This window comes from Yersinia artesiana, assembly GCF_902726545.1.
GTDB lineage: Bacteria > Pseudomonadota > Gammaproteobacteria > Enterobacterales > Enterobacteriaceae > Yersinia > Yersinia artesiana.
This window is the reverse complement of the sequence record NZ_CACVAD010000033.1, coordinates 14812-27945: the sequence shown is the minus strand read 5'-3', so window position 1 is coordinate 27945 and position 13134 is coordinate 14812. Positions and strand designations below refer to the sequence as shown.

Here is a 13134-nt window from a genome sequence, read left to right as displayed (position 1 = left end):
TGAATATCTTCCTCATTGTTGCTATAAGCATTAATGACAATAAGGAACGGTAATTAACAGTGTGCTGCTTTCGCAAGTGTCTCACTGATCCACTGATTGGTACTTTTCCCTGAAACTTCCGCAGCAATATTGATTGCTGAATGAATTTCTGGCGGTATGCGTAAGCTAATTTTGCCACTGGCTGGGCGCTGCGGTTCACGGCCTTGCTCAGCGCAATAGCTCAGATAGTCATCTACAGCTTCTTCAAAGGCGATACGTAAATCAGCTACATTATCTGCATGAAAACCGATAACGTCGCGAATACCAGCAATATGACCAATCAAACATTGATCTTCATCGCTGTATTCAATTTTTGCGGCATAATTTTTGTATGTCATTGTATTCATGGTACCACTCCTACAGCTTCAAGAAATGTTTTGGCATCACGCACTTGGTAGGCTTTCGCTTCCTTGTCGGGATGTGGCCGATGAAATGAAGCAACTATCTTATTAATTTCAAAGCGAACTCGTGAACCACTCCCTTCTGTAGCTATTGCGCCCAACGCTATGAATAGAGATTCAATTTTGCGCCACTCTAAATTTGTTGATGTCGGTGTGGCAAAAATAGTTCGTAGCGTTTTGTAATGCTTAGCGTTCAATTTAATCACATTATTGTCCTTAATTTATGCCTTTTTTGCTCGCCAAAGCCCCGCCATGATATCATAAAGTGATATCATGGCAAGCATTGTGATTTATCAAATTACAGATAGGTTCACCGTCAATAAATCCGTTCCAGTAGTGACCTATTGTTGTTTTATGAGGTCCAGGCCACTTCGAGCGGCTCCTCACTATCCCGCAGATAAGTACTGCGTAATGCCTCAATTTGTTGCCACAAAACACAAAATAAGAGAAAGAACCTCTTTAGCATCGGCGCGATCTAGGGTGACAATGGCGTAAATCAGCGCACGACAGTGGTCAATAAGTTCTTCTACGTCGCAGGGGTGTCATCGTACATAGCGCACCTCCGGCAGCAGAGGGGCTGGTAGTGATATTAGTGGGTAAAAAATGAAGTTATTACAGATAGATAGTGGAAGGCACTTAGTCGTCGAATCCATGATGACTACCTCTTTGGTAGGGGGACTAATCACCACCTTGAGGTTCCAATCTCTTTATGGGTGGTGAACTGAGCGAGGTTGGAACTACCGGTTACCAAAGAACCCAGCGCATCTTGCGATGCCCCCACCCAGTTCACCGTTTCTTGCATATTACAGGTGTAACTGTGCCCGCACATAATAGCCGTGTCTACGGTCGTGCGCTTTGGTAATTTCCGAGGTTCCAAACCCGACAGCGGATTTTGCCGCTGCGGCGTGACTATAGCCCAACGAAGTTCTGCTGTGCAATCAACCAGCATCATTTTAGGACAAACATTTTTTCTGTAAAAATAGAGGGTTATCGTAGTGATGCGTTAATGATGGATGAGGTAACAAAGAGTAAGAAATAAAAAGGGAAAGGGGTAATCAACAGCGCAAACAGACGACATTTAAGGCAACATCGCCTGTTAAAAGTAGGGATTTAGCTAGCAACTTAATGGCAAATTTGTGCCAGTTCTTTATCGCTTAGACCGGTCATTTTCATTACTGTGGCACGGTCAAGACCATTGGCTAACATAGTTCGGGCAATTTTCAGAGTGGCATTCTTCTCGCCCCTGGCTTCACCTCTGGCTTCACCTCTGGCTTCGCCTTTTTGTTTCGCCAACCTGTATGATGTAATTTATCGCCGCTTTTAGCTGATCTTCTGTAGTGTAACCGCTTGCTATCAGCATGACCAGTTGATCCAATAATTCAGCCAAATCACGCTGGCGAATATGTTTTTGCAACAGTTCCAGCAGAGCAATGCGTCGATGGGTCATGATTTCGTTATCGGGGATAACGGTCACATCAATCAACGGAAAGTTACCGCCATATAGCTGTCCGGCAAGTGTGGGTACGCTGAACGCTTGTAACCAACTCATGGGATACGGATACGGCGTGACCATGCCATGATAGAACAACATGGGAATGACCAGCGGCAACTGGTCGTTTCCCGCTTCCAAGTGGCTCTGCATGGCGGCAATAGCGTAGCGCATCAGGCGAAAAGCCATATGCTTGTCAGGGGAACTTTGATGTTCAATGAGAGCATAAACATAGCCGTCCCCCGCAGTCGTTTTGAGCGAGTAGATTTGTGGTCAGTGAAGAACATACCCAACAGGCATTTTCGCTGCTACGCGAGTTAAGCCTGTAACACTTAGGACGCTAACCCTCCGCCACCTGCGTAGGGGGTTTTCCCGGCAATTTTCATCACTTCAGCCCCCAAGGTCACAAACGGAGCACGCCTGCTGGCATAGATAATCCCGCCTGCTTTGGCTCGCACCGCTTTAACCGTATCAGTAATCGGATCAATTATTTCAGCGACAACTTCATCCTTTGTCACCCATTCGCCCGGCTGACGCAATAGCAATAGCAAACCACTGGCGGGCGCATTGACGATTTCCCCGGCGGAAAAAGGCAACATCACCACCTCTCGCTGCGGAATTTCAGGAACAACCCCCGCAATCGCGCCACGATGTTGTAAATATTGATAAATACGCTCGGCATCCGCGCTGGCCAGCGGGTGACTGACATCCTGTTGCCCACGTAATTCCACCGTCACGGCCATACAGGCCGGGGCCAGGTTAGGATAATGTGCAGCTAGCCGATGCCACGGCAAGCCACAGGCTTCATCAAACGAACCGCCACCGCTGTCTTGTGACAGTAGCACGGTGTCGATATGCAAAAACCGCGCGAGCACACCCACTGCTGCTCGCCAGGCCGGATCGGCATACAGATGTAAAATAGCGCGGTCATCGCAATGCAAATCCAGCACCAAATCCGCGTCACAGGCCAGCATGAGCAAATGTTGGCGCAAAGCATCCACTTCACTGAGCGCGGGCAAATCCTGTAATGCATCAACCATCGCGCGGCGTATCTGTTGCGGCGTCGTCTCTTTTTCGCTTAATGCCGCCGCCGCCAGCCGCTGCTGTACTAATTTAGCCAAATCAGGGAAATCACGATTAAAATTGCGGCCACTGACCAAATCAAAACGGCCTATTCCACTGTTTAACAGCACTTGTGCCATACCTGGCGGGTTGGCTATTGGCACAATAATTATTTCACTCTGAATTTCTCCGCGCCGTTCCGCCTGACTCAGCAATCTTTTAAGATAATGTAATACCAGCATTCCGGGCAGTTCATCGGCATGTAGGCCCGCCTGTAGGTAGATTTTCTCGCCCACACCCGGCTGGCCGAAATGAAAACTGGTTAATTGACGCTGCCCACTCAGGGCATGTTCAGGTAACTTATGGTTATTGATTTTCATTGGACGTCCTATCTGTGGAAAAGAAACCCCGGCTTGACCGAATTGACAAAAAAATCCTTGAAATCCTGAGCCAGGATGGCCGCATCTCTTATCAGAAGTTGTCCGAGCAGGTCAATTTGACCGCCCGCCCCTGTCTGGAGCGCGTTCGGCTGTTGGAGCGCGCCGGTATTATCCGGGGTTACAGTGCGATTATTGAGCTACCGGAACCTGAGCATGCTTTTGTTATCCAGGCACAAATCGCCTTAGCTGACCATGGGCACTCTCAAGCAGCCTTCGAGCAAGAAGTGCGTAAAACGCCAGAAGTGCTGGATTGCTGGCTGGTCGGCGGCAGTTTTGATTTTCTGGTGCGCATTGGTTGCCGCAACATGGAACACTACCGACTCCTGGCCGACACCTGGCTCACCAGCAAAAAATTCCGCGTCGATAAAATCGTCACTATCACCGAGTTACAAGCCATCAAACGTGCTTAAAGCTGTTAAAAATACTTAAAGCTGGATTGCCCGCTGGATTTAATCGTGGCGGGCAAAGGCCAACCAGCGCCGTTCCGCGCGTGAAAACAAGAAAATCAACATAAAGGTACACAGCAAATACAGCGCAGCCGCCATCAGAAATGGAATAAACGGCGAATAAGTGGCGGCATAGAAAGCTCGTGCCACGCCGGTGATATCAAGCAATGTGACGGTACTGGCCAGAGAGGTGGCATGCAGCAAGAACACCATTTCGTTATTCAACGCCGGAATACCACGGCGTAATGTCGCCGGTAATACCAAACGGCGAATGATTTGCCACTGACTCATCCCAAAGGCTTCGCCAGCCACCCACTCCTGACGCGGGAAAGTCACCATCATGCCCGCCAATAGCTCCGCAACATAAGCGCTGGTATTGAGCACCAACGCCAGTGTGGCGCAGAAAGTGGCATCCCGGAACAGCAGCCAAAAGGGTTGGTCGTCCTGCCAGCCCAACTGCACCATGTCAAACTGCGACAGGCCATAGTAGATGAGCATGAGTTGCAGATAGAGTGGCGTGCTACGAAAGAAATAAGTCACACTGCGAATCAACCAGGCCAGCGGGCGTGGGCCGAATGTTTGCCCGACAGCCATCAGCAGCGCCAGCAGTAAACCGGGCACGACTGACAGCAAAAATAACTTGGCCGTCACCGCCAGACCGGTCATATCCGAACCGTCGCTATAGAGGAATGTCGGCACTGCTTCCATGATGGTTTGCAGATTCATGAGCGCGCCCTCGCCGCCGTTGAGGTTGACAGTGCATAGCGCCGCGCCAACAGGCTAAAGCCCCAACTGGATAGCGCGGTAATCACCATATAAATCATCGCCACCAGGAAGTAGAACAGGAAAGGTTTTTGTGTTGCGCGCCCTGCCTGCTCGGCCAGCCATACCATATCTTCCAGGCCCAAAATCGAGATCAAAGCCGAGGCTTTCATCAAACCGAGCCAGTTATTATTGATACCGGGAATAGCAAAGCTGAGCATTTGCGGCAGCATAATCCGCCGAAACACTTGTCCGGGACGCATGCCGTAAGCCACCGCGGCTTCCAACTGACCGCGATCCACGGTTTGAAAAGCACCACGGAAGGTTTCGGTATAATACGCACCAAATACAATGCCGATTGCCAGCACACCGGAAACAAAAGTATTGAAGCGAACCGGCCCCAATCCCAGCAGGCCAAGAAAACCATTCACCAGCATTTCGCCACCAAAAAACAGCAGCAGCATAATCACCAGTTCGGGAATACCGCGTACTAATGTGGTGTAACCGGTAGAGATCCAACGTAGCCAGCGCGGGCCAAACAGCTTGATAACCGCATTGATCAGGCCGAGTGCCAGTGCCACGGCCAGTGACAACAGCATCACGCACAGTGATAAGCCCGCCCCCTGTGCCAGTAACGGCAAATAGTCTGCGACCATTAGCGACCTCCCAAAGCTAACAAACCACCACCGGGCCGGTGGTGGTAAAAGTCACGGCAAAAAATCACTCGCCGTAAATATCGAAACTAAAATACTTTTTCTGAATGGCGTCGTAAGTGCCATCAGCACGAATCGCTGTTATGGCCCGATTCAGTGCATCGCGCAACGCCGGGTTATCTTTACCGACGGCGATACCCACATCAGATGAGATGGTTTCGTCTTGAATAACCGGCCCGGCAAAAGCAAATTTCTGCCCGCGTGGCGTATCAATAAAGCTGCTGGCGGCCTGAATATTATCTTGCAACGAGGCGTTGATCCGCCCTGACATCAGATCCAGATAGACATTATCCTGATTGGCGTAAGAGACAATTTTGACCCCTTGCCCACCCCAATGTTTTTTGGCGTAAGTTTCATGAATGGATCCGGTCTGCACCCCAACTGTTTTCCCTTTCAGGCTGGCAACATCAGGTGACAATGGGCTGCCTTTACGTGCCACTAATTGCGCCGCACTGCGGTAATAGCGATCGGTGAAATCGACTTCTTTTTTGCGCTCATCAGTAATACTCAGCGAGGCAATAATGGCGTCGAACTTGCGCGCATTCAGCGCCGCAATCATGCTTTCAAAAGGTTGTTTGACGAACACACATTTGGCATGCAGGTTGTCACATAATGCATTGGCGATATCAATATCAAAGCCGGTGATCTCGCCGCTGGGGGCCAGCACATCAAACGGTGGGTATCCGCCGTCCACACCAAAGCTGATCGTTTCTATCGTCTGAGCCGCTACGGGAGCGGAAAGTATCAAGCCAGTCAATAATGCAGCGAATGTCTTTTTCATTATTAAAATCCCGATGTTGGCAAAGATCAGAAACGAAGTGAGAGGCAGGTCAAGCCGCCATCCATTTTTTTAAATTCACTGGTATCAAGCTGGATAATAGGCATCCCCAGCTTTTCAATTTGCGCCAAGGTAGCAGGATAACCTTGCGGAGTAATCAGTGTATCGTTGATCCATAAGGTATTACCGGCGTAAGACTCCGCGTCGCTAATCACAATAGTGTTAAAGCCAGCAAAGGCCGGATGGTGTTGGTAATCTTCGGTTAGCAACAAGGTGTTGCGGCCCACGTAGTTCACAATGGATTTCAGGTGCAGACCGGCGCTCACTTCAATGGCGGTCACTTGATAACCATAGCGCCCGACCGCAGCAGTGAACTCGCTAATGCCCGCTTTATCGGTGCGCGACGTCAGCCCGATAAAGAACTGTTTATCGACTAATAACACATCACCGCCATCAAGATGCCCCTGATGACTCATGCGAAAAACCGGGCGATCGGTAAACAGTGGCTCAATGGTGTCCACTTCGCCCTGGCGACTTGGCGCGCCGGGGTGAGTTATCACTGCCAGTTCCGGCATTACCACCGCCGTATCTTCGACAAAATGCGCATCCGGGAAGGCCGGAGCCGCCGGTAAGATGGTCACTTTCAGGCCAAGTCGCAGCAAAGTATCGACATAAGCCAGAAATTGTTGCCCGGTGGCGGCAATATCTGGCGCGCCCAATTGGGATGTTGTCTGACCGCTACCACAGGTGTCAGCAGGAAGTCTGGCAATGGCTTGAGTAAAGTGCATAAGCGATTCTCTTGATTGGGAGCGAAACTATTGATCTGATTATTAAACAGATACTGTCACCAATCAGGTTGAATCAGCCCGTTACGACTATACATTTCCGCTGTTTATAATTTCCCGCACGACCTATTCCGCTGTCAGCAAAATGAAACCACCGATTCCCATACGCTTTAGTTATATACTGAATGATATGATGCAAGCTGAGATTAATGACATAGTTACGAGTTGCTGATAGCTCGGTGAGTGAAGGGTTTACCGCACCTAGGGGCACTCCGGTGGCTTACGCCACTACGACCCCAACGGCACGATTCCCCTTCAGTTGGCTTTGTCAGCAGTCTGAATTGCTAATATTTATCTAACCAAGGGCTGCAAATGAAAACATTAACCCTCGTGATGCTCACGCTATTACTGGTCGCCTGTGCCAATACTGGCCATGTTGGGGTGAGTGGCGGCTCAAGCGGCATCTCGAGTATCAGTATTGGTACTGGCGTCCGCCGGTAGGCTGGTTTCCCTGCCCCTGCTGTTGGCGAATTTATGGTTTTTTCACGTCAGGAATGTCAGTGGAAAAACGGGCTGAAATGGCATCCCGCTCATAACCTTGCCGTTGAGTTAAAATAGAATACATTTCGGGCCGACGGCCATAAATCCAGCGCCGCCCCGTGCTAAGTGGGATTAACGACAGATCTAATTCAGCACTGACCATCACATCGGCGGCTTGCCAGGTTTCATTGATGATACGGCCATAGGGGTCCAGTATCATGGCATTACCGGTACGAACTTCATCATCATCCGCGCCAATCCCATTACTGAATAGAATAAACAGGCCATTATCATGTGCACGGGCCGGTAACCAACGCATTAACCATTCCCGACCATTTACACCGCGAATAGCCGCCGTCATTTCCGCTGTCCTTTCCGCGCGTTGCTGCCAGAGATCGAGTGGAATGGGCTTCATACCATATGGGCTGCGTGAATGTGTTCCACCGGTTTGATGCGGTGCTAGTAATATATCAGCGCCAAGCAAGGTGGTTGCGCGCACATTTTCCACCAAATTGTTATCCCAGCAGATAAGAATGCCGACTTTGACGCCCCATGGCGTATCAAAAACCGTATAAGAATCACCGCTGCTGATAGCTGGGTGTTCAAAAGCATGCAGTTTGCGGTGCGTGTGCAGCGACCCATCAGGCATGCAGGCAACATAAGCATTATAGAGTCGCCCGTCGTTCCCCTGCTCTATCAGGCCGACACCAATCAGCATCTGATGTTTCAGCGCCAAAGCCCGCACCAAGGCAAGCGATGGGCTGCTTTCAATCGGCTCAGCCAAAGCGGTCACTTGCGCTGCCGTCAATTTAGGCACATGCCAATATCCCGTAATGCACATCTCTGGGAAAGCCAATATTTTGATGTTTTTCAGCGCCGCCTGCTCAATAAATCGTTCAATAACCAATAGGTTGTATTGCTTATTGTTGGCCTGATGCTGGAATTGTACCGTTGCTGCGGTGATTAATGGTAATTCAGTCACATTATCCTCCAAGGATATCTATTGCTGATTTTCATGACTGGTATTACAGCAGCGCTATTGATAACTTTATAATGAATGATTTTCCTTTTTTGATTACCAACAGGAATGAATAAGTGAATATAAAGTTGCTGAAAGCCTTTGTGATGCTCGCGCAAAAAGGCAACTATGGCGATGCCGCCCAAGCCCTGTGCGTGACGCAACCGGCACTGACCAAGCAGATTAACCTGTTGGAATCAATGCTGAATATTCACTTATTCAGCCGCGGGCGACATGGCGCGGCGTTGACACGCAGTGGGCAACAATTACTCGCACAGGCGGAGAAAACGGTCAGTCAATCCGAGTTCTTTTTGCAGTCTGCCGCCCGCGTTGCTCAGGGTATTGAAGGGTTTATTGCGATAGGGTTTGGCTTATCAACTTTCTATACCGCGCCACAGTGTATCGCCCAATTCCGCCAGCGATTCCCCGCTATTTCTATCACTCTGGAAGATATTCCCTCGGCGCAACAATATGCGTTATTAGCGCGTGGTGAACTGCAAATAGGCTTTGTGCGTGCTCCCCCCACCGCGGTATTGGATTTTTATCCTTTATTTGAAGACCGCCTGGTGCTGGTGACGCCACAAAATAAAACACACGCCCCCGATGAGTGGCTAAAATACCTGCCACTGCTGCGTTTATATACGGAGCGTGGGCATGGACTCAATGCACAAACCGATCTATTTTTGCAATCAAACCAATGGTATGCGCCCACGATGCAAGAAGTTGAAGATATTCAGACCATACTGGCGCTGGTGATTGCTGGTATCGGCGTTGCATTATTACCGCAAAGTGTGGTGCATATTGCGCCGCCTGGCATGAATATCATGTCACTCAGTGGCAATAATCTCAGTTGGCAAGTGGGCATCGCCTGGAATAGTGCTATTGCGGATCTGGCGCGAGATAACTTTATTAAGATGGTGGCGAGTGAATAACGAGCAAAATATCGCAAGATATCTTGCCCGCGATTTAGGGGATATTAACGGAACGGTGGCTCGTTAAAGGTGCGTAATTTGCGCGAATGCAGTTGGTCACCCTCCGCGCGCAGCAAATCTATGGCCCGAATACCAATCTGCAAGTGCTCGGAAATAGCACCTTCATAGAAATGATTCGCCTGCCCCGGCAGCTTGATCTCACCATGCAACGGTTTATCTGACACACACAGTAATGTGCCGTAAGGCACCCTGAATCGGTACCCTTGCGCCGCAATCGTGGCACTTTCCATATCAACCGCCACCGCACGACTTAAGCTAAAACGCAGTGCAGAGGCCGAGAAACGCAGCTCCCAGTTACGATCGTCGGAAGTGACCACCGTTCCGGTACGCAGCCGTTGTTTGACTTCAACTCCCGGCATACCACTCACCGCTTTGGTGGCGTCATATAATGCCCGTTGAACTTCAGCAATACTGGGGATCGGAATATCCGGTGGCAGCACCGCATCCAGCACATGGTCATCACGCAAATAAGCATGAGCCAATACATAATCGCCAATCGCCTGGCTTTCACGTAAACCGCCGCAATGCCCGATCATCAGCCATGCGTGTGGCCGCATTACCGCCAGATGGTCACAAATGGTTTTGGCATTCGAGGGGCCGACGCCAATATTCACCAACGTGATGCCATGCCCGCTTTCTGCGATTAAATGATAGGCCGGCATTTGGTATTTTTTCCATGCCAAATCGGATGTTGTCTTCTCTGGCTCGGCAGTTTCAGCGGTGATGTAACTGCCACCGGCGCAAGATAGCGCCTTATAAGGGCTGGAGGGATCCAGGATCTGCTGACAGGCCCAACTGACAAACTCATCAACATAACGGCTGTAATTGGTAAATAGAATATAGGGCTGAATATGTTCTGCCGGTGTACCGGTGTAATGCTTGAGTCGTGCCAGGGAAAAGTCTGTCCGTAGCGCATCAAAATGCGATAGCGGGAAATCTGCGCCAGCAATATCAATACCGTCAGTGATGCCATCACCGATTTTAGCTAAATCGGTGGTCGGGAAATGCTGGGCCAGCCCTGCGGTCATCGAGCGGTCGAGAATCAGGTCAGAGCCATCGATAACAAAGGGATACGGCATCTCTTGTTGTGACGGTGTCACTTCAAACACCGCATGGTACTCATTTTCGAGTAATGTTAGCTGTTCAGTCAGATATTCTTTGAATAGTGTTGGCCGGGTGATTGTGGTGCTGTATTGACCGGTGCGCGAAAAACGGCCATAAGCCCTGGTGCGTTGATGATCGCGGAATTGGCCATCCCAACTGACACTCAACTGTGGATATGAAAATAAGCCCTTCGCCCGGTCACCCACATCAGGCAAAGCCCCATCGCGAATATAGGCGCTGATAGCATCACGCAATGCGCTCAGCGCCGCTTCGTATAATGTCTCCAGCCTCTCTATTGCCTCAACGGCCGAGAGATGAGTTGTCGCTTGTGATTGATTCACGGTATTTCCTTCCGTTGGCTGTGTCAGCAATCTGATTTACTGTTTTGATAATCTAAATGTCTTAGCGTGAAAATACTAATGATTCAACATCGACAGAAACGTATACTTGCCGCAAGCGCCCACCGCAAAACAATACCGAGCCAGTAAGATGAGCGAAGCAAAAAACAGTTGGGTTACTGCCAGTGATGTTGCCAGGCTGGCGGGTGTGTCTCGTTCCGCGGTTTCACGCACCTTTACGCCCGGAGCCTCTGTTTCAGAAAAAACACGCCAGCGGGTTCAGGCGGCGGCAACAGAACTTGGCTATCAGGTCAATATTATTGCGCGCTCAATGATAACCGGCAGCAGTAATTTTATCGGATTAGTGACGGCGGGTTTTGATAACCCATTCCGCAGTAAATTGCTGGCGCCATTGGCCCATCATCTGGCGATTCAAGGGTTTATGCCGCTGTTGATGAATGCCGATGACCCCAGGCAATTGGAACCTCAGCTACGAGAGTTACTGAGTTACCATGTGGCCGGGGTGATCCTGACCTCTGGCGCTCCACCCCTCTCGTTAGCCGAAGAGTATCTTGCCAGAAAAATCCCTGTCACCTTGATCAATCGCCAGACCGAACTGGATGGAGCAGACCAGGTTTGCAGTGATAATACGCAAGGTGCGACCCTGGCGGCCCATCATCTGTTAGCTCAGGGGGTGACGGCCGTCGGGTTTATTGGTGAAAATGCCCACAACTTCAGTACCCGCCAGCGCCATCAGGGGTTTGAGCAAGCATTAACCGCCCATGGGCGGCAACTCAGCACCGTTTTCTGTGGCAGCGGCGGTTATCAGGCTGGATGGGATGCGGCGGCCACTTTGCTGGCACAATGCCCTCACCTCGACGGATTATTTTGCGCCACCGATATGCTGGCAATGGGTGCAATGGATTATTTACACCGCCATCGGCCCCAGCAACCGGTGCGAGTTATCGGTTTCGATGATATCCCACAGGCAACCTACGCCGCCTACCAATTAACGACTATCCGGCAAGATACCGACTGTTTGGCGCAAACTGCGGTAAATTTACTGGTAAATCGCATTCGTCGCTTTGAACAACCCTCGGTACAAAAGACCATTCCAGTGGAATTGGTTGTTCGACAATCCGCATAAAATGAATGATTTGTTTTATGTGCAAGTGATCACGGAATAATATTTTCATTATCGCCATTATCATGTAGCAGAGTTGTTACCGGCTATCTGAGTTTCTTGATTTGCACACGAGTGCAAAAATTAACAAGGAGTATTTGATATGACCCGATTAAGCGCGGCGGACATTGATTCCCGCTATCAATTTGCCTGTGATGTGGCGAAAGCGGCTGGCTTTATGGCATTCGGTTTTTACCAGCAACGGCAAGAGTTAGAGATACAACACAAAGGCAATGATTTGCAGGATGTGGTCAGTATGGCTGACCGTGAAGTCGAAGCATTGACCCGCAATATGATTGCACAGCGCTTCCCAATGGATGATTTCTTGGGGGAAGAAACCGGCGGCGGCCATGCCAATGCTGCTTGTACCTGGGTGGTCGATCCGATAGATGGTACCGCCTGCTTCCTGAACGGGCTGCATACCTGGTGCGTTTCGGTCGGTGTGATTGTCGATGGCGAACCGGTTATTGGTGTGGTTTACGATCCCAATCATCAGGAACTGTTTCATGCTCAGCGTGGTGGCGGTGCATTTCTCAATGGCAAATCTATCCAGGTTCATCCGGGCAAAGATGTGCGCGATGGAGTGATGGGGGTTGGCACCTCACACCGTGTCACGCCAGCGGATTTCCTGCCCTTTCTCAACCACCTGCTGCATGCCGGAGGCATGTTTATGCGCAGTGGATCCGGCGCATTGATGACCGCGCAGGTGGCTGCCGGGCGGCTGATTGGCTACTACGAGCCGCATATGAATGCGTGGGACAGCCTGCCAGGGATCGTGCTGGTACGTGAAGCCGGCGGCATAACCAATAACTTTTTGGCTGATGGCGGGCTGCAAAAAGGCAATGTGGTCTTGATGGCCAACCCACAGGTTTATCAGCAACTAACTGAATTTGTTAAGCAACCACTGAAGTCATAGCTGATCGAAGTCGTGGGCGGTGCCTACTACTACTTATTACTTACTACTAACTTACTGTCTGGAACAGCAACATCATTCTGATTATGTACCCTACACACTCACCACAAGATTAAGGACGAATCGCTCCC

At 50.1% G+C, this 13134-nt stretch carries 14 protein-coding genes and 2 pseudogenes; 5 read left to right on the top strand and 11 right to left on the bottom strand.

What is annotated here, in order from left to right; all coding sequences use genetic code 11:
• Window positions 1-53: 53 nt before the first annotated feature.
• The 5 genes and pseudogenes from HU019_RS12680 to HU019_RS12665 form a co-directional block, all read right to left on the bottom strand.
• The gene (locus HU019_RS12680) at window positions 54-386 is read right to left on the bottom strand and encodes a type II toxin-antitoxin system HicB family antitoxin (protein ID WP_174847642.1); all 333 of its coding nucleotides are present in this window, start codon (window positions 384-386) and stop codon (window positions 54-56) included.
• Window positions 383-646, bottom strand: coding sequence for a type II toxin-antitoxin system HicA family toxin (locus tag HU019_RS12675; RefSeq protein WP_080357937.1), 264 nt, complete (start codon window positions 644-646; stop codon window positions 383-385). The genes HU019_RS12680 and HU019_RS12675 overlap by 4 nt, the downstream gene beginning before the upstream one ends.
• Window positions 647-792: 146 nt before the next feature.
• Window positions 793-993, bottom strand: a pseudogene (locus HU019_RS20315) (hypothetical protein).
• Between the two features lie 569 nt (window positions 994-1562).
• Window positions 1563-2196 (bottom strand): annotated as a pseudogene (locus HU019_RS12670) (Rpn family recombination-promoting nuclease/putative transposase); the annotation flags it as partial.
• 65 nt (window positions 2197-2261) lie between these two features.
• Window positions 2262-3371, bottom strand: coding sequence for a succinylglutamate desuccinylase/aspartoacylase family protein (locus HU019_RS12665; protein ID WP_174847643.1), 1110 nt, complete (start codon window positions 3369-3371; stop codon window positions 2262-2264).
• Between the two features lie 14 nt (window positions 3372-3385).
• Between HU019_RS12665 and HU019_RS12660 the strand changes: the two genes are divergently transcribed.
• Window positions 3386-3841 (top strand): Lrp/AsnC family transcriptional regulator, encoded by a 456-nt coding sequence (locus tag HU019_RS12660; protein WP_005165550.1) that lies wholly within the window; start codon window positions 3386-3388, stop codon window positions 3839-3841.
• 39 nt (window positions 3842-3880) lie between these two features.
• Here HU019_RS12660 and HU019_RS12655 read toward each other — a convergent pair whose 3' ends face one another.
• The 4 genes from HU019_RS12655 to HU019_RS12640 all read right to left on the bottom strand — a co-directional run bounded on the left by HU019_RS12655 (window position 3881) and on the right by HU019_RS12640 (window position 6918).
• Window positions 3881-4603: an ABC transporter permease gene (locus HU019_RS12655; RefSeq protein WP_174847644.1), complete on the bottom strand. Its 723-nt coding sequence runs from the start codon at window positions 4601-4603 to the stop codon at window positions 3881-3883.
• Window positions 4600-5295, bottom strand: coding sequence for an ABC transporter permease (locus HU019_RS12650; protein ID WP_050078064.1), 696 nt, complete (start codon window positions 5293-5295; stop codon window positions 4600-4602). The genes HU019_RS12655 and HU019_RS12650 overlap by 4 nt, the downstream gene beginning before the upstream one ends.
• A 64-nt stretch (window positions 5296-5359) precedes the next feature.
• Window positions 5360-6133, bottom strand: coding sequence for an ABC transporter substrate-binding protein (locus HU019_RS12645; RefSeq protein WP_174847645.1), 774 nt, complete (start codon window positions 6131-6133; stop codon window positions 5360-5362).
• 26 nt (window positions 6134-6159) lie between these two features.
• Window positions 6160-6918: a dimethylarginine dimethylaminohydrolase family protein gene (locus HU019_RS12640; protein ID WP_174847646.1), complete on the bottom strand. Its 759-nt coding sequence runs from the start codon at window positions 6916-6918 to the stop codon at window positions 6160-6162.
• 369 nt (window positions 6919-7287) lie between these two features.
• Between HU019_RS12640 and HU019_RS20405 the strand changes: the two genes are divergently transcribed.
• Window positions 7288-7416, top strand: a complete 129-nt coding sequence (locus HU019_RS20405; protein WP_258018744.1) for a hypothetical protein — start codon at window positions 7288-7290, stop codon at window positions 7414-7416.
• A 31-nt stretch (window positions 7417-7447) separates the two neighbouring features.
• Here the strand turns inward: HU019_RS20405 and HU019_RS12635 are convergent, their stop codons facing one another.
• Window positions 7448-8437: a nitrilase family protein gene (locus tag HU019_RS12635; RefSeq protein WP_174847647.1), complete on the bottom strand. Its 990-nt coding sequence runs from the start codon at window positions 8435-8437 to the stop codon at window positions 7448-7450.
• 113 nt (window positions 8438-8550) lie between these two features.
• Between HU019_RS12635 and HU019_RS12630 the strand changes: the two genes are divergently transcribed.
• Window positions 8551-9405 (top strand): LysR family transcriptional regulator, encoded by an 855-nt coding sequence (locus HU019_RS12630; protein ID WP_174847648.1) that lies wholly within the window; start codon window positions 8551-8553, stop codon window positions 9403-9405.
• Window positions 9406-9449: 44 nt separating this feature from the next.
• Here HU019_RS12630 and HU019_RS12625 read toward each other — a convergent pair whose 3' ends face one another.
• A complete protein-coding gene (locus tag HU019_RS12625) occupies window positions 9450-10910 on the bottom strand; it encodes an AMP nucleosidase (RefSeq protein WP_174847649.1) in 1461 nt (486 codons plus the stop codon).
• Window positions 10911-11058: 148 nt separating this feature from the next.
• Between HU019_RS12625 and HU019_RS12620 the strand changes: the two genes are divergently transcribed.
• Together HU019_RS12620 and HU019_RS12615 are read left to right on the top strand one after the other, a co-directional pair.
• Window positions 11059-12054, top strand: a complete 996-nt coding sequence (locus HU019_RS12620) for a LacI family DNA-binding transcriptional regulator (RefSeq protein WP_174847650.1) — start codon at window positions 11059-11061, stop codon at window positions 12052-12054.
• Window positions 12055-12193: 139 nt separating this feature from the next.
• Window positions 12194-13006 carry an inositol monophosphatase family protein gene (locus HU019_RS12615; RefSeq protein WP_174847651.1) on the top strand — a complete coding sequence of 271 codons (813 nt, stop codon included), beginning with the start codon at window positions 12194-12196 and terminating at the stop codon, window positions 13004-13006.
• Window positions 13007-13134: the final 128 nt, after the last annotated feature.